20 protein-coding genes are annotated in these 25,493 nt (G+C 69.4%); 6 read left to right on the forward strand and 14 right to left on the reverse strand.

Going from position 1 to position 25,493, the window contains the following annotated elements; translation table 11 throughout:
* Positions 1-75: 75 nt before the first annotated feature.
* From E1266_RS05985 to E1266_RS06005, 5 genes are all read right to left on the reverse strand, one after another.
* Entirely contained in the window at positions 76-1,842 is a 1,767-nt protein-coding gene (locus tag E1266_RS05985; RefSeq protein WP_132044570.1) for a glycoside hydrolase family 18 protein, read from the reverse strand.
* A gap of 10 nt (positions 1,843-1,852) precedes the next feature.
* A complete protein-coding gene (locus E1266_RS05990; RefSeq protein ID WP_243718254.1) occupies positions 1,853-3,424 on the reverse strand; it encodes a cellulose binding domain-containing protein in 1,572 nt (523 codons plus the stop codon).
* A 245-nt stretch (positions 3,425-3,669) separates the two neighbouring features.
* The gene (locus E1266_RS05995) at positions 3,670-4,557 is read right to left on the reverse strand and encodes a phosphorothioated DNA-binding restriction endonuclease (protein WP_132044574.1); all 888 of its coding nucleotides are present in this window, start codon (positions 4,555-4,557) and stop codon (positions 3,670-3,672) included.
* A 10-nt stretch (positions 4,558-4,567) separates the two neighbouring features.
* A complete protein-coding gene (locus E1266_RS06000) occupies positions 4,568-6,100 on the reverse strand; it encodes a hypothetical protein (RefSeq protein ID WP_132044576.1) in 1,533 nt (510 codons plus the stop codon).
* Positions 6,097-6,387, reverse strand: a complete 291-nt coding sequence (locus tag E1266_RS06005; protein ID WP_132044578.1) for a hypothetical protein — start codon at positions 6,385-6,387, stop codon at positions 6,097-6,099. Before E1266_RS06005 ends, E1266_RS06000 begins: the two co-directional genes overlap by 4 nt.
* Positions 6,388-6,663: 276 nt before the next feature.
* On the opposite strand from E1266_RS06005, the gene E1266_RS39255 reads away from it, so the two are divergent.
* From E1266_RS39255 to E1266_RS06020, 3 genes are all read left to right on the forward strand, one after another.
* Positions 6,664-6,810, forward strand: a complete 147-nt coding sequence (locus E1266_RS39255; protein WP_243718255.1) for a Scr1 family TA system antitoxin-like transcriptional regulator — start codon at positions 6,664-6,666, stop codon at positions 6,808-6,810.
* A gap of 663 nt (positions 6,811-7,473) precedes the next feature.
* Entirely contained in the window at positions 7,474-9,093 is a 1,620-nt protein-coding gene (locus E1266_RS06015) for an HNH endonuclease (protein ID WP_132044580.1), read from the forward strand.
* A gap of 188 nt (positions 9,094-9,281) precedes the next feature.
* Positions 9,282-10,613: a potassium transporter TrkG gene (locus E1266_RS06020; protein WP_279436305.1), complete on the forward strand. Its 1,332-nt coding sequence runs from the start codon at positions 9,282-9,284 to the stop codon at positions 10,611-10,613.
* A 209-nt stretch (positions 10,614-10,822) separates the two neighbouring features.
* On the opposite strand, the gene E1266_RS06025 is transcribed toward E1266_RS06020, so the two are convergent.
* Entirely contained in the window at positions 10,823-11,305 is a 483-nt protein-coding gene (locus E1266_RS06025) for a DinB family protein (protein WP_132044584.1), read from the reverse strand.
* A gap of 269 nt (positions 11,306-11,574) precedes the next feature.
* Complete coding sequence (locus E1266_RS06030) at positions 11,575-13,134, reverse strand: cellulose binding domain-containing protein (protein ID WP_132044586.1); 1,560 nt, start codon at positions 13,132-13,134, stop codon at positions 11,575-11,577.
* A 204-nt stretch (positions 13,135-13,338) separates the two neighbouring features.
* On the opposite strand from E1266_RS06030, the gene E1266_RS06035 reads away from it, so the two are divergent.
* Together E1266_RS06035 and E1266_RS06040 are read left to right on the forward strand one after the other, a co-directional pair.
* The gene (locus E1266_RS06035; protein WP_132044588.1) at positions 13,339-14,613 is read left to right on the forward strand and encodes a biotin carboxylase; all 1,275 of its coding nucleotides are present in this window, start codon (positions 13,339-13,341) and stop codon (positions 14,611-14,613) included.
* 36 nt (positions 14,614-14,649) lie between these two features.
* A complete protein-coding gene (locus E1266_RS06040; protein ID WP_132044590.1) occupies positions 14,650-16,674 on the forward strand; it encodes a CocE/NonD family hydrolase in 2,025 nt (674 codons plus the stop codon).
* A gap of 22 nt (positions 16,675-16,696) precedes the next feature.
* On the opposite strand, the gene fmdA is transcribed toward E1266_RS06040, so the two are convergent.
* Positions 16,697-17,944, reverse strand: coding sequence for a formamidase (gene fmdA / locus E1266_RS06045; RefSeq protein WP_132044592.1), 1,248 nt, complete (start codon positions 17,942-17,944; stop codon positions 16,697-16,699).
* Between the two features lie 49 nt (positions 17,945-17,993).
* On the reverse strand, positions 17,994-18,272 hold the full coding sequence (locus tag E1266_RS06050; RefSeq protein ID WP_165965950.1) for a zinc ribbon domain-containing protein: 279 nt from the start codon (positions 18,270-18,272) through the stop codon (positions 17,994-17,996).
* 138 nt (positions 18,273-18,410) lie between these two features.
* On the opposite strand from E1266_RS06050, the gene E1266_RS06055 reads away from it, so the two are divergent.
* Positions 18,411-18,749: a HEAT repeat domain-containing protein gene (locus E1266_RS06055; protein WP_207945449.1), complete on the forward strand. Its 339-nt coding sequence runs from the start codon at positions 18,411-18,413 to the stop codon at positions 18,747-18,749.
* A 137-nt stretch (positions 18,750-18,886) separates the two neighbouring features.
* Here the strand turns inward: E1266_RS06055 and E1266_RS06060 are convergent, their stop codons facing one another.
* The 5 genes from E1266_RS06060 to E1266_RS06080 form a co-directional block, all read right to left on the reverse strand.
* Positions 18,887-20,425, reverse strand: coding sequence for a pectate lyase (locus tag E1266_RS06060; RefSeq protein WP_132044596.1), 1,539 nt, complete (start codon positions 20,423-20,425; stop codon positions 18,887-18,889).
* Between the two features lie 345 nt (positions 20,426-20,770).
* Entirely contained in the window at positions 20,771-22,054 is a 1,284-nt protein-coding gene (locus E1266_RS06065; protein ID WP_132044598.1) for a Gfo/Idh/MocA family oxidoreductase, read from the reverse strand.
* 123 nt (positions 22,055-22,177) lie between these two features.
* Positions 22,178-23,437, reverse strand: a complete 1,260-nt coding sequence (locus E1266_RS06070; protein WP_132044600.1) for an extracellular solute-binding protein — start codon at positions 23,435-23,437, stop codon at positions 22,178-22,180.
* A gap of 44 nt (positions 23,438-23,481) precedes the next feature.
* Complete coding sequence (locus tag E1266_RS06075) at positions 23,482-24,252, reverse strand: carbohydrate ABC transporter permease (protein WP_229808409.1); 771 nt, start codon at positions 24,250-24,252, stop codon at positions 23,482-23,484.
* Positions 24,253-24,355: 103 nt separating this feature from the next.
* Positions 24,356-25,354, reverse strand: a complete 999-nt coding sequence (locus tag E1266_RS06080) for a sugar ABC transporter permease (protein ID WP_132044604.1) — start codon at positions 25,352-25,354, stop codon at positions 24,356-24,358.
* Positions 25,355-25,493: the final 139 nt, after the last annotated feature.

A 25,493-nucleotide genomic window follows, 5' to 3' on the forward strand; every position in this document is an offset into this window, starting at 1 on the left:
GCCGGTGCCACGCAGGTGCGGGGAATGGCACCGGCCCTGAGCTCAGCGAGACCCCGGCGGCCGCGGGCCGGGGTCTCATGGGAGGGCGTTGAGGAACGGTTCGTGGCTGTTCATGAACTCCCATCCGTGGTAGCGGTCCCAGTTGATCGACCAGGTCATCAGCCCGCGCAGGGCCGGTGACGTCCCGCCGCGGAGGGTGTACGAACCGCAGTCCTGGCCCTTGACCAGGCAGTTCAGCGCCTGGTGCACCTGCGCGGGCGGGGTGTGGCCGTTGCCCGCGCTGACGGCGGCGGGCAGGCCGAAGGCGATCTGGTCGGGGCGCAGGCCGGGGAACGTGCGGCCGGTGTTCCCGACCGTGAACCCGACCTTCACCATGTCGGTCATCGCGATGTGGAAACCGGCGCCGCCCATCGTGTGGTACTGGCCGTCCAGCCCCATGACGGGACCGGAGTTGTAGTCCTGGACGTGCAGGACGGTCAGGTCGTCGCGCATGGCGTGGATCACCGGCAGGTACGCGCCCCTCCGGTTGTCGCCGCCCGCGGTGCCGGGGCCGTAGAACTGGTGGCCGACCTGAACGAAGAACGTCTCGGGCGCCATCGTCAGGACGAAGTCGTCCCCGTACCGGGCCTTCAGCGACCGCAGCGCCGAGACCAGGTTGACGATCACCGGTGTGGTTGGGGCGCGGAAGTCGGTGTCGCCCGCGTCGAGGTAGAGGGAGTGGCCCTCGAAGTCGATGTCCAGGCCGTCCAGCCCGTACCGGTCGATGATCTCGGAGACCGACCGGACGAACGCGTCCCGCGCGGCGGCCGTCGTGAGCTGCACCTGGCCGTTCTGGCCGCCGATCGAGATCAGCACCTTCTTGCCCTGCGCCTGCTTGGCGCGGACGGCGGCGGTGAACTCGGCGTCGCTCTCCACGTTCGGGCATTCGCTCATCGGGCAGCGGGTGAACCTGATGTCGCCGGATGTGGGCGACGTCGGCTCGCCGAACGCGAGGTTGATGATGTCCCAGGCGTCCGGGACGTCCGCCAGCCGCACGTACCCGGAACCGTTGGCGAAGCTCGCGTGCAGGTAGCCGATGAGCGCGTGCTTCGGGAGTCCGGTGTCGGCGCAGCCGCTCGTCCGGGCGCTTACGGTCGCGGACCTTGCGGATTCGCCGGCGTCGCTGTAGGCGGCGACCGTGTAGCTGTGCGAGCTGCATACCGCGAGGTTCGAGATGGTGGTGCTCGTCCCGGACACGGTGGCGCGCAGGGTGGAGCCCTCGTAGACGCGGTAACCGGTCACGTCCCCTGTGGCCGGGGTCCACGAGAGGGAGATGGCGGTGTCGGTGACGGTATCGACCTTAGGTGCGCCGGGGGTGCCGGGTACTCCCGGCTGGGGCTCGCCACCTGGGCCGTCTAGGACGACGTCGTCGGCGTAGTACGTCCCGTTGCCGTACCAGCCGTGGAGGTAGATCTCCGCGGACGTCTGGTTCGCGCCCGTGGTGAAAGAGACCGTCAGCTTCGTGAAGTCGGCGGCCGAGGGCGTCCACGTGGACGTCCCGCCGGCCACACCGAGGTAGACGTAGTTGCCGCGCACCCACGCGGACAGTTCGTATGCGGTGTTCGGCTGAACGTTGACGGTCTGCGTGCACCGGCCGGTGTCACCCGCGGTCACTCCGCCCGCGAGCGCGAACGACCCCGTCCGCACCGGGGCGGTCACCACCGACCCGCCGGAGCATGTCCAATTCGCGAGCGACCCGCTCTCGAAACCGGCGTTGGCCAGCACGTTCGCCGCCTGCGCGGGGCCGGTGACCCCGACGAGCAGCCCGGTGACCATGGCCGCCACGACCCAGATCCTCTTCATCACGGCCCCTCTACGGAAGTGTGTCCAGGTGCGGGCCGACGGTCCTGGAGAAGGCGCCGCCGTTCGTCACGTCCCAGTTGATCGACCACGTCATTGCGCCGCGGATGCCGGGATACGTCCGGGACGGTGTGAACGATCCGCAGTTGGTGCCCTTAGCGAGGCAGTCGAGGGCGTCGTTGACCATCGCCGGTGCGACCACCCCGCCGCCCGCCGCGCCCGGCCCGGCGGGGAGCCCCAGCGCGACCTGGTCGGGGCGCAGCCCGTTCTCGAGCTGGATGCACGCCAGCGCGGTCATGAAGTCGACCGTCCCCTGCCCGTACACCTTCTGGTCGCAGCCGAGCATGGTGCCCGAGTTGTAGTACTGCATGTGGACGACGGTGAGGATGTCCTTGATGTTCAGCGCGAGCCGGAAGTACGACCCGGCGGTGGACTGCATGTCGATCGTCTGCGGCGCCATCGTGATGATCAGGCCGCTGCCGGTCGCGGCGTGCAGCGTCCGAAGCGCCTGCTCCATGTAGGTCGGGTCGAGTCCGTTCTCCAGGTCGATGTCGACGCCGTCGAAGCCGTACTCGGTCATGAGCCCGCGCACGGAGTCGGCGAAGAGCTGCGCGGAGGCGGCGTCGGCGACGCGGATGGCGCCCCTCTCGCCGCCGACCGACAGGATGACCTTCTTGCCGTCGTTCTGGAGCGCGGCGAGGTCCGCCTTGAACTGCGCGTCGGTGTATCCGCCCAGTGCGGCCGACAGTTCGGGGTCGACCCGGAAGGTGACCTCGCCGGGACGGGTCGTCGCCTCGCCGAACGCGACCGCGATGAGGTCGTACTCGTCCGGGACCTGCGAGAGCCTCAGTTCTTCGGCGGGGTTGACGAAGTCGTGCCAGTAGCCGGTGAGGAAGTGGCGGGGGAGCGGGCCGGTCGCGCATCCGGTCGTCGTGCCGGTCACGGCCGTGCTGGCGGGCGATTCGCCGTCGGCGTCGTAGGCCCGGACCGTGTAGCTGTGCGTCGAGCAGGGCGTCAGACCGGAGATCGTGGCGGTGGTTCCGGTGACGGTCGTCCGCAGGTCGGAGCCCTCGTAGACGCGGTATCCGGCGGGCGCGCCGGTGGCGGCCTGCCAGGACAGGGCCAGGGACGAGTCGGTGCGGGCGGTGATGGTCGGCGTGCCTGGTCTGCCCAGCTCGCCGGGCTCCTGCGGGTCGCCCGTGCAGGGCCGGCCGTTGAACGTGCAGTTCTCTGGGGCGCCGGGACCGTTCCCTAGAAAGCCGAACGTGACCGAACCGCCTGCGGGGATCGTGGCGTTGTATTCGCGGTGCTGGAACGTGTGGTGCTGCCCGTCCTTGGTGAGGAGGGAGTCCCAGTAGGTGCCGATGGACGTCCCGGCGGGCAGGTCGAACTCGACCCGCCATCCGTTGATCGTGGTGCTGGAGCCGTTGGTGAGCGTGAACCGTCCCTCCCAGCCGGAGCCCCAGTCGGAGGTCTTGCCGAACGTCGCGGACGGGGCCGCCGCCGCGTGGGCGCTCGCGCCGAGCGGTGCCAGGAAGGCGATCAGGAGGACGGTGAGGGCGGTGAGTACGGAGCGGGGACGCACGTCTGACTCCATCGGTAGGACGGCCGGCCGGTTCCCCCGAAACCCCGAGTCGCTAATCGTTAGGAAGGTTTCCTATAAGTTCTTTGTACGGTAACCACCGGCCATGACCTGGATCAACCCCCTTCGCGGCGCGATGGGGCGGGCCTGGGAAACCAGCCCAGCTCGCACGCCGAACCAGCGCGACCGGTGGGGAAGTTAGGCAGGAGTAGTCGAATCAGCGGCCTTTGACCGGCAGATTCCGACAGTCAGGCGGCGCGTGCGGCCCCTCGGAAGACCTGCCTCGCGTGCCACTCGATGTGCTCGCGCTCGACCGGGACCAGACCGGACTGCGGCTTCCGCGCCGACCGTCCCGCGAGGTCGAGGACCATGCTGCGGGACGTCGCGGCACGGCTGATGTACTTGCGCGACACCGTGATCGTGCGGTCGGTCGCCAGGCCCACGACACCGCGGTCGAAGAGCCGGTGGTGCAGCGCGCACAGGCATATCCCGTTGCCCAGGTCGTCGGGGCCGCCGAACGTCCGCCACCGCACGTGCGCGGCGTCCAGCCCGACCGCGACACCGTCCAGCCAGCCGTCGTAACCGCAGAACGCGCAGCAGTACTCGTACGCCTCCAGCACACCCGGCCGGAACGCCGGATCGCGGCGGCCGAACTCGTCGCTCACATGGGACGGCAGCTCCGCGTCCTCTAGGTCGAGCCCGACCATCTGGCAAATGTCGGCGTGCAGCGAAGGGGCGAAGTTGGCGTCCAGCAGGGCCCGCACCAGATGGGCCAGCAATGCCGAATCCTTGCGGAGCGCGGCGGTGAGCTCAGGGTGCAGCCGGCCGCGCGCGTGGAGCGCCCGCAACGGCCCCACATTCGGACCCGGACTTCCCCCGCCATCGGCCGTCGTGACCTCCCAAAGGCGGTCATTCGTCAGATGGTGGAACGGATAACCCGGGCTGGTCGGGCGGGGCGGTCCGAACTCCCGGAGCAGCCGATCGAGGTCCTTTTCCGCCGCCGAGAACTCGATCGGGTCGGGTCCTTCGTTGCGGAATCGTCCCAGTGCGTAAAGCAGGAGGAGGGGCTTGTGCGGAGCGCGTTCACCATGGCGCGAGTAGCGTCTGACGCCGAGAACCCGCTCCACCCAGTCCACCTCCGCCACCCTAATCCGGCTTGGCGGTGGCCGCGGCTCCGTTCAGGAGTTGGTGAAGGGCCAGGTCGGGGCCCGCCTCGATCGCCTTCGAGATGGTGTCGTCCCAGTCGGTGGCCGCTTCGTCGGTCGTGGACGCGAACGTTTCCTGAATGGCGTTGCCGGACAGCAGCCCGGCCACGGCGATCAGCGGGCGTGCCCAGCCGCGCCCCTCGGCGGTGAAGGAGACGTCCAGCTTCCAGCGGCCGTCCCGGCCCGGTGAGCCCGCGATGGAGAAGATCCCCTCCCCGAGGGGCTGTTCGACCTTGGCGGTGAAGGCCGGGCTGTCGTCGCCAGAACCGCCGACGCCTGCCCACCAGCGTTCAAGGTCTCCCTCGGCCGTCACCTGGAGCCGCGTGATCTCTTCGAACGCCCCGTCGAACACGGCCCGGACGCGGGTCGGGTTCGCCGCGCTGTCGAGTTCGGCCCATCCGGTCTGCGCGTTCTCCGGGCTGTTCAACTCGATCCGGCTGGGGCCGTCCGCATCCCAGGCGGTCACGCTGACGTCCAGCGCCCCGGTTCGCCTGCTCTTGCCGGTCTCGTTCTGCTGTGTCTCGCTGTTCTCTTCGAGGGCGATGCGGTAGCGCGCGCCGGGCTTGATGTGCTCGCCTTCGAGGAGTCGAATATCGGCGGCCGTATCCGTGAGCCGTCCGTTTTCGACGCGCAGTTCTCCGATGTGGCGGTGGAGGGCGGCCACGTAATCCTCGACCCATTCGCGCGAGACGGACCTGACCTCCACCTGATGCCGCACGGTGACCCGCTCCTGCCACCCGCGTTCCGCCATGCCGGGCACGGCGTCGTTCCATGCGGCCTCCGCTTTCTCGAAATTCTTGCGGAGAACGCGGCGGACGCGGCCCCGCATGATGAGAAGACCGAGCGCGGCCACCGGGCGCGCGACCCAGCGTCCGCGGAACCGCAGGGTGCTCTCGACGCTCCAGCGCTCGTCCACGTCCTTTCCGCGATCGCCCCGGAAGGACGCCAACGCCAAGGGGTGCTGGACACGCAGGGAAATGGGCGAGATTCGCTGGCCCAGCACGGACCACCATTCCTCGAAGCACACCTCGGCCTCCCACTTCGCGCGCTGAAGCCTGCGAAGCAGCCCTGACCCCGGTCCCTGGTAGTCGCCTTCGACGCGGAAGGTATGCACTCGTTGCCCGGCCATGCGCAGTTCTATCTGCGCGTTCACGACGTGCCCTTCCAGACCGGACGTTATCTCGATTCGGGATTCCCCCGCCCTGTCCCAGGACACGAGCCTCACGTCGAGAGTGAGCTGCTCGCCGTCACCTTCAAGCAGCTCGATTCGGTAGCGGGCGCCGGTGGTGAGATGTTCACCCTCGGTCAATCGCACGTCGATGTCGCCGTCGAAGTCTTCACCGATGTCAAGCCGACCACCAGTGAACGACAGCCCCTCCAAGCAGTCCATGAGGGCGCGGACCACCTCGTCCGCCAAGGGGCGGGGGACGGGGGCAAGCTTGGCCTGGTGCTGAAAACGCGACATACCGATCATGTTCCCGCAGTTCCGGGCCGGTCGGCCACCCCTTCACCGGCGTCCCAGACCTCGATGACGACCCCGCCGTCGTGCTCGTTCTTGAAGACGTGGACGACGATCGGGCCTTCCCCGTGCAGGTAGGCGTTGGTGACGAGTTCGCAGACCACCAGCCGTCCGACGTAGTCGTCGGCGACGCCCCATTCGCGGAACCGCTCCGCGAGGAACGCCCGCGCGAGGCGAGGGGCCTGGTCGGTGGGGTCGAGGGCGAGAGTCGGGACCTCGGGCGCTGACACGGTCGTCGGCATGGATGTGACCTCTTCGGAGCCTACAGCCCGCAGGCCATCTGGGGCCGCGAGCTGCGCCATTACCGCAGGCGGGCCGGACTGACCCAGGCCCAGCTCGCCGAACGGATCAACTTCTCGGAGTCGCTGATCTCCGGGGCCGAGACCGGCCAGCTCGCCGCTTCCGTCGCGTTCGCGGAAGCGTGCGACCGCGAACTCGACAGCGGTGGCGCGCTCCTCCGGACGCTCGACTTCAAGAAGGCCCATCGGTACCCGACCGGATCCGCGGAGTACCTGGAGGTGGAGAAGAAGACCTCCATGATTCGCTGGTACGAGGGGCTCTGCATACCGGGCCTGCTCCAAACACCGGACTACGCACGCGAACTCCACCGGGCCGGCCGTCCGGGCGACACCGAAGAGGAGATCGAGGCCCTCGTCACGACCTGAGGTCGCCTTTTTATCGGTTTAGTGCGGTGACCGTGGTGGGCGGCTGAGGTGCCTCCCGTAGGTGGCGACGTCCGTCCTGTTGTCGACGGTTGCTGGCACGTTGGTTGCGGTGGTCGGTTCGGTTCGGATGTTCTTCTGCGGGTTCGGCGCGTGGTGCTGTGGGCGCCGCGCTTCGCGCGGGAAAAGCTGTCGGCGACGAGGGTGGGTGGCTGGGGCCGTTGATGGCGCGCGCGTAGCGCGCGCTTCGGGTCGCTCCCCGCACCTGGCTGTCACCCGAGCACATAACCCAAGCCCAACAATCGCAACCAACGTGCCAGCAGTCGGCAGCAATGGGAAACGGTCGCTGTCCGCCTTCGGAAGGCACCTCAGCCGTCCACCTACAGAAACCACCCCATCCCGATAAAGCCGTCCTCAGCCCGCGACGACCGTTGGATGATCGCCTACCGCAAGGAATGTCCTAATCGGCGTCGCAGACGGAAAGAAATGCGGTGACAATAATGTGGCGTGTCTAGATTGTCCCCGTGGGGTAATGCGGTCTTCCCCTATTATGGGGGATGGTCGAATAGAGGTTGGGAGGTGAACCCCGGTGTTGACCGCACAACTCGAAGTCTTCGATGATGTTGAAGTCTTCAAAGGCCCTGAGATGGTCGGTGGCGGACGTGAATGGGAAACCGGGACTGGTTCCCGCCCGGCCCGCAACTGGCCATCTGTTTGTCCGGCGGCAAAGAGAACCTGGCCGACCTGAACGACGACGAACTCCTGCAGGTCGCTGCCGCCGCACGTCGGCAGACCTCCTGGGCCCAGGCTCGCGAACTGGCCGCGATAGCCGAATTGACTCGGCGCCGCGATGCCGCTGAGGAAGCAGGCGACCCCGACTACCGCGTCCTCTCCGCGCACGAGTCGGTCACCGAAGAGGTCGCCGCCGCGCTGACCGTCACCGGAAACGCCGCCGCAACCCTCGTCCACCTGGCCGAACGCCTGACCGGCCCGCTGACCGCCACTGGCGACGCCCTGGAAGCCGGCCGGATCGACATGGCCAAGGCCCGAGTCATCTGCGACACGACCGAGAACCTTTCCGATGAGGTGACTCAGCGCGTCGAGGCCGCCGCGCTGGAGAAGGCTTCCAGTCAGACCACGGGACAGTTGCGGCGCCGCATCAGGCGGATCGTTCAGCGTCTGGCTCCGGAGGCCATGGAGGAGCGCAGGCGGGAGGCGATACGGCAGCGGCGCCTGGAGCTGTGGGACACTCCGTCCGGCACCGCCGACCTGGCGCTATGCGACCTCGCCGCCGAAGACGCCCACGGCATCTACAACAAGATCACCGCCGCCGCCCACGGCCTCAAGGTCGACGGGGACACGCGCCCGCTACACCAGATCCGCGCCGACCTGGCCACCAGCCTTCTCAACGGCGCCCCATTGCCGGAGGCCATCGCCGCCGTCCTCGCCAGAGCCGCCGACCCCGACCCCGACCCCGGCCGCTCCGCGTCAGCTCACCATCCGGATTCCGCCGACTGTCCCCCCGAGCAGCCCACGACGCCCCAGGCGGCCCCCCGCGTTCCGACGCCTGGACGATCTGCCGCGTCCCTGCCGCCCGGGCCGACTGCGCGGCGCACCACGGCCCAGGTGCCGCCCGCCATGGACAGCCACCCGCCGTCCCAGGCGCACGGCCGTTTCGCGGCCGCCGACCCTCGAACCGCCGAGTGCGTCGGTGGCGTTGAAGGGGTGGCCGACATCGCGGTGGTCGGGGCGGTTGGGGGCACGGCGCCGGTCGTGTCGATCGGTGCCGCCGCAGGTCCGAGGGCGCGCTCAGTGGACGACTTGTCCCGTCCTGGTGTTACAGGAGTGGTCGCGATGCTTGAGCGGCGGCTTGGTCACCTGCGCGACCGTACCGCCGGTACCGAACTGCCCGGCGCGGTCGACCTCGCGGTGCGGAAGATCGCGCGGCGGCTCGCCCCGCAGCGTGATGCGCTCTGCCAGGGAGATGCCGAGCGGCACGGGAGGCCCGGGTACCGTCCTCCAGCGAGTCTGCGTCGCGAGATCGAGAAGCGGCACGCGACGTGCGTGTTCCCCACCTGCAACCGGGCCTCCCATCGCTGCGACCTCGACCACACCGTGCCGTGGAGCCCCGGCATCACTTGCCGCTGCAACCTGGCGCCGCTCTGCCGGAGGCACCACCGACTGAAGCAGAGTCCCGGCTGGAACCTTCACCATGTCTGGCCCGGGGTGCTCGTGTGGACGACCCCGGCGGGAGCCTGGTACATCGTCCGCCCCGACCGTCAGTAGACGCGCGGCGCTCGGCCTCGCTGAACGGAGCCCCGGGCTCCGGGCACGTTTCGCCAAGCCGGTTCCCGGATGCTGCGTTCGGGGCGGAGTGTGGTGGTATGTGCTCGGGTGAAGAGGGTGTTGCCTAAGGAGCCGTTCTGTCGCCGCGAATTCGTCTGGTCCCCTCTCGCAGGCCGCGAGGGTCGGCGCTGCTCGAGCGCTTTCAGCACCCTGCCCAGGTCGTGGTCAGCGGGTTCGCGGTGACGATCGTGACGGGGACGCTGCTGCTGTCGCTTCCGCAGGCGACGGCGGGCGCGGGGTCGGCGCACTGGCTGGACGCGCTGTTCACCTCGACGTCGGCGGTGTGCGTGACCGGGCTGGTCACCGTCGACACCGGCACCTACTGGTCGACGTTCGGCGAGCTGGTGATCCTGGGGTTGATCCAGGTGGGCGGTCTGGGGCTGATGACGCTCGCCACCCTGTTCGCGATACTGCTGTCGCGCCGGCTGGGGCTGCGGGCCCGGATGGTGGCCCAGGCGGAGACCAAGACCATGCGGATGGCCGACGTGCGGCGCGTCGTGCGGAACGTGGTCCTGTTCAGCCTGGTGGCGGAGACGCTGGTCGCCGGGGTGCTGACCGCCCGGCTGGTGCTGGGCCACGGCGAACCTTTGGGCCGTGCCCTCTACCTGGGGGTGTTCCATGCGGTGTCGGCCTTCAACAACGCGGGGTTCGCCTTGTGGCCCGACAGCCTCGTCCGGTTCGCGACCGATCCCTGGATCAATCTGACGATCTGCACGGCGGTCATCGTCGGCGGGCTCGGCTTCCCCGTCGTCTTCGATCTGGCGCGGCACTGGCGGCGTCCCAGCGGGTGGACGATCCTCACCCGGGTTACGCTGACCATGACGGCCCTGCTCCTGGCCGGTGGGACGCTCGTGCTGACCATGGCCGAGTGGGACAACCCCGCAACCCTGGGCGCGATGTCGCGGCCGTCGCGGTGGCTGGCGGGCTTCGCGGCGGCGGTCATGCCGCGCACCGCCGGTTTCAACACCATCGACGTAGCCCAGATGCGGACCGAGAGCTGGCTGGCCACCGACGTGCTGATGTTCATCGGAGGCGGTAGCGCCGGAACCGCCGGCGGAATCAAGGTCACCACGTTCGGGCTGCTGGGCTTCGTGCTGTGGGCCGAGATGCGTGGCGAGGCGCGGGTGAACGTCGGTCACCGGCGACTCCCCGAAGGCACGCAGCGTCAGGCGTTGGCGATCGTGCTGCTGAGCGTCGGCCTGGTCACCGCCATGACGTTCGCGCTGCTGGCCCTGACCCCGTACTCGCTGGACCGGGTGCTTTTCGAGGTCACCTCGGCGTTCGGTACGGTCGGCCTGTCCACCGGCATCACCGCCGATCTTCCGGACACCGGGCAACTGCTGCTGATCGCCCTGATGTTCCTGGGACGCATCGGGCCACTGACGTTCGCCACCGCGCTCGCTTTGCGCGAGCGCGCCCACCGCTACGAACTACCGGAGGAACGCCCCATCGTCGGCTGATCGACGCCTTGGCGCCCATGCCCGCGAGGTCGTCAGGGGCGGGCGGCGCTTCAGCTTCACCGCCCTGGTGATCGTCGGTGACGGCGATGCCGCTGGGAGCGGCGATGGTGCGCGTTGCGGTCCGGCCCCCGCCCATCTGGGGGCACCGTCGACGTCGCCTCCAACAAGATCTGGCTCCGTGACCTCACCCGAGATCTACCGGACACGCTCTAGCGGCCGGTGGCGCCGTCGATCAGTTCGCGGAGGATGTCCGCGTGGCCGGCGTGGCGGCCGGTTTCCTCGATCATGTGGGTCAGGGCCCATCGGACGCTGGGGGCGGGCCGCCCCGGTCGGGGGACTGGTGCGCCGAGGTCGGTGCAGCCGTCGAGGACCTCGTTCGCGCGCTCGACCGCCTCGCGGTAGCGGGCCACTACGTCGGCCACGGTGTCGCCGGGCGCGGCCTCGAACGTCGCTTGCCAGTTGGTGACCTTGTCTCCGAGGAACGTCGCGCGCTCTACGAACGTGAGGTGTTCGAGCAGGCCGAGCAGGTTCGTGCCGGACGCTACCCCGGCCGTCCTGACCTGCGGTTCGGGGGCGTCTTCGACCTTCGCCGCGATCGACGTCCGCAGGTAGTCGAGGAAGCCGCGCAACACCTCGGCTTCGCTGTTTCCGGTTCTGGGCGGAGGGGCGTCGCGGCGGTGGGTGGTGGGCATGGCTGGTCTCCTTCGACGGGACGGTCATGTCGCGTGCAGGGCATGTCGCGTGATGTCGCCCGGGCCGTGTGATCCGGCGTGGACACCGTCCCGGGATGTGACCGCCCTTCGGTCTGGTCGCGCTCAGTTTTGCTCGGCACGCCGTGATCTGGCACGAGACCTTGCGGTTCTAGCAAGCTCGCCCCGGGGACAGCGCGCTCGACGTGGGGTCGGCGCATGCGTGCGGCCCGCGTCGCCGGGCGGGGACGCGGGCCGCGGTGCAGGGCGGGTCAGAAGCCCGCGGTGATGCGGGTGAACTCCCAGTTCTGTTGGTCTATGCCGCTGCAGTTGGGGGCCACGCCGCCGGTGGGGCAGGGGCGGTCGCGGTTGACCGACCAGAACGCCAGCCTCGCCAGGCCGCGGGAGTCGGCCCAGTCGCGGATCTGCGTCCAGGTCCCTGGAGTGGTCACCTCTCGCTGGTCGGACAGGCCGTTCATGCCGGAGATGCCCATGTGGGAGTAGGCGGTCGCGTCGGACCAGCCGAACGCGGACTTCAGCGCGTTCTTCAAGCCCTCGGACGCGCTGACCGTGCTGCCGTACATGTCGGAGCCGCCGGCGAAGTTGAACGGCATGATCGTGAAGATGTCCACGTTCGCCTGGAGTTCGGCGGCGCGGTTGATCAGGCGGGTCCCCCAGTAGTTCGGGCCGCCGGTGCCGGTGCCGAACGTCAGGATCGTCTGGATTCCGGGATTGTTCCGCTTGACGATCTTGAGGGCGTTGAGGATGCGGTCCTGGACGGCCTCGTTCTCGAACTCGTCGCTGTTCTCGATGTCGACGTCGATGGCCTTGAGGTCGTAGGCGTCGATGACCTGCTGGTAGGCGCCGGCGAGGGCCTCAGGGGTGGCGCAGTTCGGGCCCAGCTTGTTGCCGGACCAGCCGCCGATCGATGGCAGGACGTCACCGCCGGCCGCGCGGATCTGCGCGATCGCCTGCGCGTCGGCGCCGCCCTGCAGGGGCCTGTTGCCGTCCCATGCGGGGGTGCAGCCGCCGCCCGACAGGATGAACGCCATCGTGAACCACTTGACGCCCGTGCTGTTCATGACGGTGGACGGGTTCGGCGGGTCGCCCCACCCCATGTACAGGTAGGGCGCGGCGTGCCTGGTGACGTCCGGTGTCGTGCAGCCGGTCGTGGTGGCGGTGACCGGGGCGCTCGCGGCGGACTCTCCGGCGGAGTTGTACGCCTTCACTGTGTAGGTGTGGTTGGAGCAGGCGGCCAGGCCGGTGATGGTGGTGCTCGTCGCGGACGTGGCGGCTCGGACGGCCGATCCCTCGTAGACGCGGTAACCGGTGACCGAGCCGGACGGGGCCGACCACGAGAGTGTGAGGGACGTGTCCGTCCGCGCGGTGACGGTGGGTGCGCCGGGTGCGGATGGTGCTCCCGGCTCTCCGGGGTCGCCGCCGGAGCAGGGGGCGCCGTTGATCGTGCAGTTGAGGGGCGTCCCCGAGCCGTTGACGATGAAGCCGAACGAGACCGACGCGCCGGGCGCGACGTTCCCGTTGTAGGACCGGTTGGTGAACGTGGCGTGCCCGGCGGACTGCGTGAGCAGCGCCTCCCAGTACGTCCCGACGCTGGAGCCGGACGGAAGGTCGAACTCCACCGTCCACGAGGAGATCGCCGAGCCGGTGTCGTTCTTGACCGTGTACCTGGCCTCGTAGCCCGAGCCCCAGTCGGCGGACTTGGCGAACGTCGCCGTCACCGCGGCCGCGTTCGCCGGGGCGGGGACGAGCAGGGCGAGGACGAGCGAGCAGAGCGCGGTGAGCAGGAAGCCGGGAAGAAGGGTTCTTCGCAAGATCGCTCCCGGGGTAGGAGGGGTGGGTGAGCGGGGTCCCCCGAGCGGTGCCGCGATGGGTGGCGGGTGGGCGGTTCGACCTTGAACCAATAGGAAAGTTTCCTATAAGTGACCCGAACGGTAATCGCGTTTTCCCCGCTCCGCAAGCCCCCCGGCCGTTTGGACGCGCCGTCAGCGGAAACCTTCCGCGAAGGGGGACGAAGCATGCCGCGCAACGTGTTCGTGCTGGGGCTGGACGAGCCGAATCTCCGCATGCTCCACGCGCTTCCGCACCGCTCGGACTACCGCTTCCACGGCGTGATGACGCGCCGGGAGCTGCGGATGGCCGAGATTGACTTCGACCGGGTGGTGGAGCGGGCGCAGGAGCAGCTCGACGCGTTCGACGGGCCGATCGACGCGATCATCGGGTTCTGGGACTTCCCCGTCACCACGATGGTCCCGGTGCTGTGCGCCCGGTACGGCCTGCGCTCGTCGAGCCTCGAATCCGTCGTGAAGTGCGAGCACAAGTACTGGAGCCGCATCGAGCAGCGCGAGGTGATCGACGAGGTGCCCGCGTTCGGGCTGGTGGACATCCGGGCGAGCCGGGCGCGGCCGCCGCCGGGCGTGCGCTACCCGATGTGGCTCAAGCCGGTGAAGTCGGCGGCGGCGGTCCTGGCGTACCTGGTCGCGGACGACGACGAGTTCGACCGGGCGGTCGCCGCGATCCGCGCGGGGATCGGCCACCTCGGCAGGCCGTTCGAGTCCGTCCTGGCCCGCCTCGACCTCCCGCCGGAGATCGCCCGGGTCGGCGGCATGGCCTGCCTCGCGGAGGAGTCGATGGAGGGCGCCCAGGTCACGGTCGAGGGCTGCCGCTTCGAGGGGGAGGTGCACGTCTACGGCGTCGTCGACTCCATCGCCTACCCGGGCCGGCCGACGTTCCTGCGCTACCGGTACCCGTCCTGCCTGCCCGGCGACGTCGTCGAGCGGATGGTCGGCGCCACCACGCGGGTGATCGAGCGCATCGGGCTCGACTCCACGACCTTCAACGTCGAGTACTTCTGGAACCGGGAGCGGGACGCGATCGGCCTGCTGGAGGTCAACCCCCGGCACTCCCAGTCCCACGCCCCGCTGTTCCTGCACGTGGACGGCGTGCCCAACCACCAGTACATGGTCCGGCTCGCGCTGGGGCTCGACCCGGAACTGGCGCGGCCGGGCGGCGGTGAGTACGCCGTGGCCGCGAAATGGTTCGTCAAGCGGTTCACCGACGGCGTCGTCCGGCGCGTGCCCACGGCCGAGGAGATCGCGGCGGTCGAGCGGGAGATCCCCGGCACGATGGTGAACGTGTCCGTGCGGCCCGGCGACCGGCTGTCCGAACTGCCGCTGCAGGACAGCTACAGCTACGAGATCGGCCAGATCTTCACCGGCGCCGCGGACGAGGCGGAACTGACGGCCCGCTACGAGCGGTGCCTTGCGCGGCTGCCGATCGAGATCGACGAGTAGGCCCGGCCGGGAGCGAGCCACCAGGGGAGGGACAGGATGCGCACGGTGACGTCACTGCCCTATGCGGTGCGGGAGGACGAGAACGTATGGATTCCCGTCTCGGACGGCGTACGGCTCGCCGCGCGCATCTGGCGGCCGGTCGGCTCGGACGACGAGCCGGTCCCGGCCATCCTGGAATTCATCCCTTACCGTAAAAGGGATTTAACGGCGGTTCGGGATTCCATTCATCACCCGTACATGGCGGGTCACGGTTATGCGTGCGTGCGAGTCGATATCCGCGGTACGGGCGATTCCGAGGGCGTTCTCACCGACGAGTACCTGGAACGCGAACTGCGGGACGCCGAGGAGATCCTCGCGTGGCTCGCCGCCCAGCCCTGGTCGAACGGCCGCGCGGGGATGATGGGCATCTCCTGGGGCGGGTTCAACGCGCTGCAGGTCGCCGCGCGCCGCCCGCCCAGCCTCGGCGCCATCGCCGCCCTGTGCTTCAGCGACGACCGGTACGCCGACGACGTCCACTACATGGGCGGCTGCCTGCTGAGCGACAACCTCTCGTGGGCGTCCACGATGTTCGCCTACACGTCGTGCCCGCCGGACCCCGCGGTCGTCGGCGACCGGTGGCGCGAGATGTGGCACGAGCGCCTGGAGCACAGCGGGCTGTGGCTCGCGAACTGGCTCCGGCACCAGCGCCGCGACGAGTTCTGGCAGCACGCCTCGATCTCCGAGAACTACTCCGACGTCCAGTGCCCCGTGCTCGCGGTGAGCGGCTGGGCCGACGGCTACTCCAACGCCGTGTTCCGCGTCCTCGCCAACCTCAGCGCGCCCACCATGGGGCTGATCGGCCCCTGGTCGCACAAGTACCCCCACCTCGGCGAACCCGGCCCGGCGATCGGCTTCCTGCAGGAGCTGGTGCGCTGGTGGGACCACTGGCTCAAAGGCGTCGACAACGGCGTCATGGATGAGCCGCGCCTGCGCATCTACATGCAGGACACGGTGCCGCCGTCCACCGCGTACCAGAAGCGTCCGGGACGCTGGGTGGGCGAGGCGTCCTGGCCGTCGCCCCGCATCCCCATCCGCAGGTTCCCGCTGGAGCGCACCCGCATCGCGGCGGAAGGCGAGAAGGTGCCGCGCGAGGAGCTGACCGTGGAGTCCCCGCTGTCGGTGGGGCAGTTCGCCGGCAAGTGGTGCTCCTACAACGCGCCGCCCGACCTCCCCTACGACCAGCGCGAGGAGGACGGCGGGTCACTGGTGTTCGACAGCGACATCCTCGACCGGCGGTGCGAGGTCCTCGGCTCCCCGGTGGTGCGGCTGGTGCTCGCGGTGACGAACCCGGAGGCGATGGTCGCCGTCCGCCTGTCGGACGTGGCCCCGGACGGCCGCGCCACCCGCGTCACCTACGGGCTGCTCAACCTCACCCACCGGACGGGCCACGACATGCCCCGGCGCCTCGAACCCGGGCAGCGGTACGAGGTCCGGGTCACGCTGAACGGCATGGCGCACGCCTTCCCGCCCGGAAACCGGATCCGCCTGTCGATCTCGACGTCGTACTGGCCGCTGGCCTGGCCGCCGCCACGGCCGGTCCGCCTGGCGCTCTACACCGGTGCCTGCCACCTCGAACTGCCGGTGCGGCCGATCAAGGCGCCCGACGAACCGCAGGTCAGCCCCTTCGGCGAGCCGGAGGGGACGCCGCCCGTCCCGACGACACTGCTGAAGTCGGGCGAGGAAGGCTGGACGGTGGCCCGCGACCTGGTCACCTACAACTCGGCGCTCCACGTGGTGAAAGACCTTGGCGTCGTCCGCATCGACGACATCGACATGCAGATCGCGCGCCGGGTGACCGAGACCTACGGCTGGACCGGCGACGACTTCACCTCCGTCTTCGGCGACGTCCAGTGGCGCATGGGCTTCGTCCGGGACGACTGGGAGGTCCACACGGAGACCCGCACCAAGCTGACCTCCACCGAGACCGACTTCCACCTCCACGCGCAACTGGACGCCTACGAGCGCGGCAACCGCGTCCACTCCCGGAACTGGTCGATCGTCATCCCGCGGGACCACCTCTGAGCGGTGGATCACTCAGGGCCGGTCAGTCGGCCGTGGCGCACTGGCCCCGGTCCACGCGGACGGGCCCGTCCGCCGTGGGCCGGACGTCGAAGTCGAAGACGGCCGTGGGCAGGTAGAGGGAGCAGCAGGCGTTCGGGATGTCGACGACGCTGCTGAGCCGCCCCTCGATCGGCGCCGCGCACAGCAGCAGGTACGCCTGCTCGCCCGTGTACCCGAACTTCTTCAGGTACTCGATGCCGTTCAGCACCGCGTTCCGGTAGGCCAGCGTGGCGTCCAGGTGGTGGTTGGTGTCGGTCTGGTGGTCGACGGAGATGCCGATGAACGAGATGAACTCGTCGTAGCGGGGCTCGACGTTGCCGGGCATGAAGACGGGGTTGGTGGACACCCCGTACTTCTCCATCCCGCCCTTGATCAGGTCGAGGTGGACGTCGATGAACCCGCCCATCTCGATCGCGCCGCAGAACGTGATCTCGCCGTCGCCCTGGCTGAAGTGCAGGTCGCCGGTGGACAGCAGCCCGCCGGGCACGTAGACGGGCATGAACACCCGCGCGCCCCGGCTGAAGTTCTTGATGTCCTGGTTCCCGCCGTTCTCGCGGGGCGGGACGGTGCGGGCGCCCTCACGTCCGACCCGCTCCAGGTCGGAGCCGGTGAGGGTGCCCGCGAGCACTTCCGCCGGCTCGGGCGGCAGGGCGAGCGGCGGCACCTTGTTGGGGTCGGTGTCGATGAGGGCCTGCTCGCGGCGGTTCCAGCGGGCCAGCATGTCCGCGGACGGCGCGCTGCCGAACAGGCCGGGGTGCGTGATGCCGGTGAACCGGACACCGGGGATGTGGCGGGACGTGGCCATCTGGCCGTGGAAGTCCCAGATCGCCTTGCACGCGTCGGGATACCAGTCGGTGAGGAACCCGCCGCCGTTGCCCCTGGCGAAGATCCCGGTGTAGCCCCAGCCCTGGCCGGCGATCGGGCCGGTCTCCTGCGGGACGGGGCCGATGTCGAGGATGTCGACGATGATCAGGTCGCCGGGCTCGGCGCCCTCCACCGCGATCGGGCCGCTCAGCATGTGGTTGACGTTGAGGTTCAGGTCCCGGATGTCGTTGGCCGAGTCGTCGTTGCCGACCTGGCCGTCCATCCACTCCCGGGACTCGATGCGGACCTCCGACCCGGGACGGACGGTGACCGCCGCGGGTATATCTGGATGCCACCGGTTATGGCCGGGGACATCCTGGTCGCGCATCGACTTCGACTGGTCGACGCGGAACACGACTTCGGGCATGGCTTCCTCCGAAGAGAGTCATCGGGCCGTGTGGACGGCCTCGGCAGGCTCAGGGACGTGGCAGCAGCGCGTGCCGGGGATCGGCGGGCGGTGCCGCGGACTCGCGGGAAGGCGCCCGCCTGACCACCCGCGGCTCGTCCGCGCTCGCCTCCTGGGCCTGGAGCGCCCTCGCGAGCGGGCGGGACGTGCGGGCGAGGTACGGCGAGCCGAACACGCGGGCCGCCGCACCGCCGCAGTCCGCGCAGACCTCCGCGGCGGCGGCGGTGCCGATCGGGCGCGAGACGTCGAACGCCCCGCATTTCTCGCAGCGGTACTGGTAGATGGCCATGGGCAGCCTCCAATCCATCTGTGGCGGACTATTCCGCCGGGAGGTGCCGGTAAACGAAAAGGCCAGGTCAGGCCCGGAATGCGGGCATTTGGGCGGTGTGTTCAGCCGGTGTCGGTGTCCGGCCGTACAGTGGTGCCCATGTCGCGGCGGCGTTTCGATCAGGCCATGCAGGTCATGCGGAAGACGGACCCCCAGGCACGGGAGGGCGCGTTCGACTTCCTGCGCGAGCACGCCGACGCCTACGCGGGCGAGCTGATCGGGGAGTTCGCGGCGGAGGCGGACGACGGGCTGCGCTGCCTGCTGCTGGAACTCATCGCCGAGGCCCGCGCCCCGGAGGCGCTGGGCGTTTTCCGCGACCAGCTGGAGAGTCCCGACGAGTCACTGCGGTTCTGGGCGGTCCGCGGCCTGGAGATGCTCGACAGCCGCGAGGCGGAGCAGGTGCTGGAGCGGGCGCGCGAGGACGGCTGGATCGCCTGACGCGCCAGATGCCGGACGCCCTGCGTGCGGGACCGCGTACGGCCGCTCGCCCGGCCGGTCCGGGGCGGGCCGGACCGGCCGGGCGAGCGGGTCGTGCGGAGGGTTCGCGTGATCGGGTGGGGTGATCGGGTGGGAGCTCAGCCGGCGTAGGTCTCGAACTCGGCGACCCGCGGGGTGCCGGACGAGCCGGTGATCTCGAAGGTGATCTTGCGCAGGGTGGTGCGCGGGACGGCGATGGCGCCCGCCCCGCTGCCGGAGGCCAGCACCGTGCCCGAATCGTGGTCGAGCACGCGCCACGAGCCGATGTTGCCCGCCGAGCCCGACGCCTCCCGGATGTTGATCGAGGAGACCGTGGTGGCGGAGCCCCACTTGATCGAGATGGCGCCGGTGGAGCCGGCCGGTGACCAGTAGGTGCCCATGTCGCCGTCGCGGACGTTGCCGTAGCTCGTCCCGGAGGCCTTGCTGGAGCCGTCGGAGCCCGCCCCGATGCTCAGGTTGGTGCCGCCCGGCACGGTCGGCGTCGGCGTGGGGGTGGGGTCCGGGTCGGTCGGGGTCGGCGTCGGCGTCTGCGGCGTGCAGTTGCCGTCCGACACGCGCAGGCCCTTGCCGGCGCCCGCCGTCCGGCTCACGACGTCCGGCACGCAGTCCGCCCTGTCCAGGCTGTAGGAGTAGGGGATGCCGACGCTGGTGTTGGACCGCGGGTCCGGGCCGGCGGGCTGGTTGTCGTCGCCCGGGCTCGACCAGGTCACGTTGTCGAAGATGTTGCCGTTGACCTGCCAGTACCCGGCCTGGTCGGTGTAGAAGGTGCCGAGGACGTCCTTGGAGTCCTCGAAGTAGTTGTTGTCGACCCTGGCCTGCGCCCCGGCCCTGGAGTTGATGCCGGACTTGCTGATGTTCTTGAAGTGGCTGTTGTAGATGTGGGCCGTGCCACCGCGAAGCAGCGGCGTGCGGGAGTCGATGTTCTCGTACAGGTTGTGGTGGTACGTGATGAACCCGTTCGACAGGTCGCTCTCGCTGCTGCCGACCAGGCCGCCGCGGCCGGAGTTCCGCAGGACGCTGTAGGACAGGGTCACGTACCGGGTGTTGTTCTTCATGTCGAAGAGGCCGTCGAAGCCCTCGTCCTCACCGCCGGACGCCTCCAGCGTGGCGTGGTCCACCCAGACGTTGCGGACGTCGCTCTCCATGCCGATGGCGTCCCCGCCGTTCGACGTGGGCGAGCCGGACTTCTTGACGTTCCGGACGGTCACGTTCTGGATGATGATGTTGCTGGCCTCGCGGATGTGGATGCCGACCTGGTCGAAGACGGCTCCGCCCCCGACCCCGATGATCGTCACATTGCTGATCTGCTTGAGCTCGATCACTCCGTCGGCGGTGTTGCAGCTGCCGCCCGACACCTTGCTCGTGTTGCCGTGGTTGATGGTCCCCTCCACCTCGATGGTGATCGGGGTGCTGCTGCTCGCCCGGCCGCACAGGGCCGCGTGGATCGCGGTCCCGGTGCCGGCGCGGACCGTCTGCCCGCCCGCGCCGCCGGTGGTCCCGCCGTTCTGGGTCGCGTAGCCGGTGACGGTACCGGCCGCCGCCGCGACCTGGGGCATCGACAGGACGACACCGGCCGTGGTCGCGAGGGCCAGCGACGCCGACGCCGCGGATAGTCGCAGTGCGACTGCTCTTCTCATCCTCACCTCTCCTTTCGATTCCTGATGATCATTCGACCGGTGGCCCGGTCTCATCCCCGAATGGCGTTCCTGATGGGCGCGCGGGGCGGTGAGCGGATCTGGAGGTGGGAGCACGGGCGCATGGGATCAGCCCCTTGTGCGGCGAATTCCGCTGCGGCGGTGCGGCGGCGGACATGGCGGGGAGCGTGCTTCAGAAAGCGCTTTCACATAAGGTAGACTGTGACCTCTGCCACGTCAACGGCTTTCATTCATTTCACGAATAACTGCGGATTGCAATTGGCGGGCAGCGTTGAATGAAGCGCGCGGCACAATGGTCGCCGGCGCCTTTTCGCGCCCCCGGCCGGGTCAGCCGGCCAGCCGGGTGCCGCCGTCCGTGAGCGGGACGGGGAGGCCGGTCGCCGCCGAGCGGTTCGCGGCCACGCCGACCAGCACGCCGGCGACGCCCGCGCGGTACCCCGCCTGGCGGGCGAGCGGGTCGTCCGACGGGCCGCGGAACACGTCGTCGAGCAGCAGGACGTCGCCGCCGCCGTGCGCGCCCGCGCCCCCCTCGATCGCGATCTCCTCCGGCCGCCGCCAGTGCCGGTGCAGGACGAGCCGCTCCGACGCGCCCTCGGCGTGCTCCTTCCCCGACGCGGTCGGGTCGATCGCCGCGTGCGGCGGTGTCCACGCCCGCTCGGTGACGTCCAGCTCCAGCCGACCGGCGGTGCCGTCGACGACGACCCGGTACCCCTCGGCGGGCGCGTGGGCGTTGAGGGAGTAGGTGAGCAGCGCGCCGCCCTCGTATCGGACGAGCACGGACATGTTGTCGTCGATGGTCACGCCCTCGCCGAACACGTCCTGGTCCCGGAGGTAGCCGTCCTCGTGCTCGGCGTCCAGGTACAGGCGCTTCAGCCGGGGATCGGCGGAAAGGTCCAGCAGGAACGGGTCCGTACCGAGTCCCGGGGCGTCGAAGGCCCGCGCGGGCCGGCCGGCGAGCCCGCGCGCCCGCGCGTTCCCGGCGCCGTAGAAGCGCAGCGAGGTCTGGGCGTAGACGGACGCGGCGGCGTCGGCGATCCACCAGTTGACCAAGTCGAAGTGGTGGCTGGCCTTGTGCACCAGCAGCCCGCCCGAGTTCGCCCGGTCCCGGTGCCAGCGGCGGAAGTAGTCGGCGCCGTGGACGGTGTCGAGCGACCACCCGAAGTGCACCGAGGTGACCTCGCCGATCGCGCCGTCCGCGATCACCCGGCGGACCGCGCTGTTGCGCGGCGCGTAGCGGTAGTTGAACGTGACGACGAGCCTGCCGGTGCTCCGCTCGGCCGCCGCGGCGATGGCCGCGCAGTCCTCGGCGGTGGTGCACAGCGGCTTCTCCACCACGACGTCCTTGCCCGCGTCGAGGGCGGCGACCACGTAGCGGGCGTGGACGGAGTCGACGGTGGCGACGACGACGGCGTCGGCGGTCCCGAGCATCTTCCCGAACTCCTCGGGCGCGAAGCACGGGACGTCGCGGCCGATCAGGTCGAGGTAGTAGCGCAGGCGGGTCCGGTTGGGGTCGCAGAGCGCGACGATCTCGCCGGTGTCGCACCACTCGCCGAGCAGCGCGTCGACGTACATCTGCGCCCGGTGGCCGAGCCCGACGAAGGCGTATCGCATGATGCGGGAACTCCAGGATCAGGGGCGCCCGTCGGAACAGGGGCGGGCGGGGTGGGGGAGCCGTGCGGCCCGGCCGTTTCACGGGCCGCACGGCTCGTCGGGGTTACCGGAACGCCGAGGGTGTCACGGGGACAGCGCGTTGTTGGCCTCGGTCAGGAAGGTCTTGGCGGCCTCGTCGGGCTTCGCCTTGCCGAACAGGACCGAGTCCGTGGCGCGCTTCAGGATGTCCTCCATCTCCATCGCGCCCTTCGGCGGGACGACGATCGGGCTGAGGTCGCTCTTGATCGAGTCCATGAAGGCCAGGACCTTCTGGTCGGCCGGCGACAGCTTGTCCTTGATCGCCGTGATGACCGCGGTGTTGGTGGGCAGGCCGCGGTCGCTGAGCAGGATCGCGCCGGCGGCCGGGTCGTTGACCAGGAAGTCGACGAACTTCTGCGCGGCGGCGGCCTCCTCGCTCTTCGCCGAGATCGTGTAGTACATCGCCGGCTGCAGGAACATGCCGGAGCTGGTGGCGCCCGGCGACTTCGGCATCCGCAGCAGGCTCAGCTCCTGGCCGGAGCCCTTGGTCAGCGCGTCGAGCTGGTTGCTCCACCAGCTCCCGAACGCGCTCTTGTTGGTGGCGAGCAGCGCCTGGTCGACCTTGGTGCCGGTCTCCAGCATCTCGGCGGCGCCCGGCCCGGCCTTGCTGTCGATGATCTTCTGCAGCAGGGCCCACCAGTCCTTGACGGTCTGCTCGGTCAGCGCGACCTTGCCGCCCGCGTAGAACTGCTCACCGCGCTGCGCGGCGAAGATCTGCAGGAACGCGGGGTTCTCGTTGTACTCGGTGCCCCAGATCTCGCCGCCGCTCTCCTCCGTCACCTTCTGGGACGCGGCGATGTAGTCGTCCCAGGTCCACGTCTTGTCGTCCGGGAGCTGCTGGCCGTGCTCCTCCAGCGTCTTCTCGTTGACGATCATCGGGAAGGCGTTGACGCCGGTGGGGATCGCGAACTGCTTGCCGTCGACCTGCCCGGCCTTGAGGACCTCCTGGTCGAGGCCGGCGGTGTCGACCTTCCCGGCCGTGTCGGCGAGGATGCCGCGGTTCGCGAACTCCGCCAGGCCGCGGATCTCGATCGACATGACGTCCGGGGCCTCCCCGGCCGCGGTCTTGGTGGCGAGCTTCTCGTAGTAGCTGTCCCAGTCGGAGAAGTCGCCCTCGACGTCGATGTCGGGGTTCTTCTTCTCGAACTCGGCGATGGCCGCCTCGGTCAGCTTCTGCCGCGAGTCGTTGCCCCAGTAGGAGAAGACGACCTTCGTCTTGCCGCCGGACCCGTCGTCGCCGCCTCCGCACGCGGTGGCCGACACCGCGAGGAGGGTGGCGGCCGCGGCCGCCAGAATGCGCTTCATCTGCTTTACCTCCGGGGGACAGGGGTGGGGGTTGTGGAGGGCCGTTACTTGAGGCCGGTGGTCGAGATGCCTCGGACGAGGTATTTCTGGCCGGCCAGGAAGAAGCCGAAGATGGGGCCGATCGAGACGATCGACATCGCGAACATCGGCCCCCAGGAGGAATCGCCGCTCGTGTCCATGAAATGGCGCAGCGCGACCGGGGCCGTGAGGTTGTCGGAATTGGTGAGGTAGAGGTTCTGGGTGAAGAAGTCGTTCCACGTCCAGATGAACGTGAAGATCGCCGTGGTGGCGAGCGCGGGGACGCACAGCGGCATCACCACCTGGAGGAACGTGCGGAAGTGCCCCGCGCCGTCGATCGCCGCGGCCTCGTCCAGCTCCCGGGGGAGGGTGCGGATGAACTGCACCATCAGGAAGATGAAGAACGCGTCGGTGGCCAGGAACTTCGGCACGACGATCGGCCAGATCGTGTTGATCCAGTCGATCTTGTTGAACGCGATGTACTGCGGCACGACCGTCACGTGGTGCGGCAGCATGATCGAGACCAGCATGATCGCGAACCAGAGCTTCTTGAACGGGAAGTCCAGCCGCGCGAACGCGTAGGCCGCCAGCGAGCAGGCGAGCAGGTTGCCGACGACCGCCAGCCCGGTGATCACCGCCGAGTTCCACATGTAGTAGCCGAAGGAGTGCTTGAGCGCGTCCCAGCCGCCGGAGTAGTTCTCCGCGGTCACCTCGGACGGGACCAGGCCGGGCTCCCGGAAGATCAGCTCCTCCGGCTTGACCGAGCTGGAGAGCATCCAGAGCAGCGGGTAGAGCATGAACAGCCCGAACACGATCAGCAGGACGTGCTTGGTCAGCCGCGAGGCCGGGCGGAACAGGATCGGCACGCGCCCGCCCGCCGCCGTCCCGCCGGTCGCCCGCTTACTTGTCGTCGCCATAGAAGACCCAGAATCGAGACATGAGGAAGTTGACGGCGGTCAGGGCCCCGATGATGAGGAGGAGCACCCACGCCATGGCGGCCGCGTATCCCATCTCGTAGTTCTTGAAGCCCTTGAGGTAGAGGTAGAGCGTGTAGAAGAGGGTCGAGTCGACCGGTCCGCCGGTGCCGCCGCTGACGACGAACGACTGGGTGAACGACTGGAACGACTTGATCACTTCGAGCACGGCGTTGAAGAAGATGATCGGCGTGAGCAGCGGCAGCGTGATCGAGCGGAACTGCCGGATCCGCCCGGCCCCGTCGACCCGCGCCGCCTCGTAGAGGTTCTGCGGGATCTGCCGGAGTCCGGCCAGGAAGATCACCATCGGGGCGCCGAACGTCCATACGTGCAGGATGATCAGCGTCCACAGCGCGGTGTCCGGGCTGGTGACCCAGCCCTGGCCCGCGTACCCGAACCAGCCCAGGAACGTGTTGACGATCCCGTCCGTCCCGAAGATCTTGCGCCACAGGATGGAGATCGCCACGCTGCCGCCGAGCAGCGACGGCAGGTAGAACATCGACCGGTAGAACGACAGGCCGCGCAGCCCCTTGTCCAGCGCCAGCGCCAGCCCTAGGGCGAACGCGAGCTGGAGCGGGACCGAGACCACCACGTAGACGGTCGTCACCTTGAGCGAGTTGAGGTAGCGGTCGTCGGCCGTGAACATCGTGTCGTAGTTGTCCAGGCCGACCCACTGCGCCTCGCTCAGCAGGCTGTAGTCGGTGAACGACAGGTACAGCGACGCGATCATCGGGCCGAGCGTGATGGCGAACAGGCCGAGGAACCAGGGCGCCAGGAACAGGTAGGCGGTCCACGCCTGCGCGCGGGCGCGGGAACTCTTCTTGCGGCGTCCGGGCGGGCGGTCGCCCGTCTCCACGCGGGAGGACGTGACCGGCGGCTCGGCCGTCTCCGTCGCCGGGCCGGCCGCGGCGGGCCTAAGCGTCATCACTCGCCCTTCGGTGGGTCGGAGGGTGTTGAGATAGCGCTTTCTTAGCGCGCTGGCGGAGATGTCGTCAACCCTTTGCAGTGAGATTCCTCACTGTCCGCGATGACCGGTTTCGCTGTTCTGACAGGTCAGCGCTATC

The sequence above is a fragment of the Actinomadura sp. 7K534 genome (assembly GCF_004348575.1).
In the GTDB taxonomy this organism is placed as follows: Bacteria; Actinomycetota; Actinomycetes; order Streptosporangiales; family Streptosporangiaceae; genus Spirillospora; species Spirillospora livida.

Bases quoted from the DNA above. Each gene is read 5' to 3' on its own strand.
- E1266_RS05985 (WP_132044570.1), bottom strand. From the start codon at position 1,842: ATGAAGAGGATCTGGGTCGTGGCGGCCATGGTCACCGGGCTGCTCGTC.
- E1266_RS06000 (WP_132044576.1), bottom strand. From the start codon at position 6,100: ATGATCGGTATGTCGCGTTTTCAGCACCAGGCCAAGCTTGCCCCCGTC.
- E1266_RS06005 (WP_132044578.1), bottom strand. From the start codon at position 6,387: ATGCCGACGACCGTGTCAGCGCCCGAGGTCCCGACTCTCGCCCTCGAC.
- E1266_RS06015 (WP_132044580.1), top strand. From the start codon at position 7,474: ATGGGAAACCGGGACTGGTTCCCGCCCGGCCCGCAACTGGCCATCTGT.
- E1266_RS06025 (WP_132044584.1), bottom strand. From the start codon at position 11,305: ATGCCCACCACCCACCGCCGCGACGCCCCTCCGCCCAGAACCGGAAAC.
- E1266_RS06035 (WP_132044588.1), top strand. From the start codon at position 13,339: ATGCCGCGCAACGTGTTCGTGCTGGGGCTGGACGAGCCGAATCTCCGC.
- E1266_RS06040 (WP_132044590.1), top strand. From the start codon at position 14,650: ATGCGCACGGTGACGTCACTGCCCTATGCGGTGCGGGAGGACGAGAAC.
- fmdA (WP_132044592.1), bottom strand. From the start codon at position 17,944: ATGCCCGAAGTCGTGTTCCGCGTCGACCAGTCGAAGTCGATGCGCGAC.
- E1266_RS06050 (WP_165965950.1), bottom strand. From the start codon at position 18,272: ATGGCCATCTACCAGTACCGCTGCGAGAAATGCGGGGCGTTCGACGTC.
- E1266_RS06055 (WP_207945449.1), top strand. From the start codon at position 18,411: ATGTCGCGGCGGCGTTTCGATCAGGCCATGCAGGTCATGCGGAAGACG.
- E1266_RS06060 (WP_132044596.1), bottom strand. From the start codon at position 20,425: ATGAGAAGAGCAGTCGCACTGCGACTATCCGCGGCGTCGGCGTCGCTG.
- E1266_RS06065 (WP_132044598.1), bottom strand. From the start codon at position 22,054: ATGCGATACGCCTTCGTCGGGCTCGGCCACCGGGCGCAGATGTACGTC.
- E1266_RS06070 (WP_132044600.1), bottom strand. From the start codon at position 23,437: ATGAAGCGCATTCTGGCGGCCGCGGCCGCCACCCTCCTCGCGGTGTCG.
- E1266_RS06075 (WP_229808409.1), bottom strand. From the start codon at position 24,252: ATGCTCTACCCGCTGCTCTGGATGCTCTCCAGCTCGGTCAAGCCGGAG.
- E1266_RS06080 (WP_132044604.1), bottom strand. From the start codon at position 25,354: ATGACGCTTAGGCCCGCCGCGGCCGGCCCGGCGACGGAGACGGCCGAG.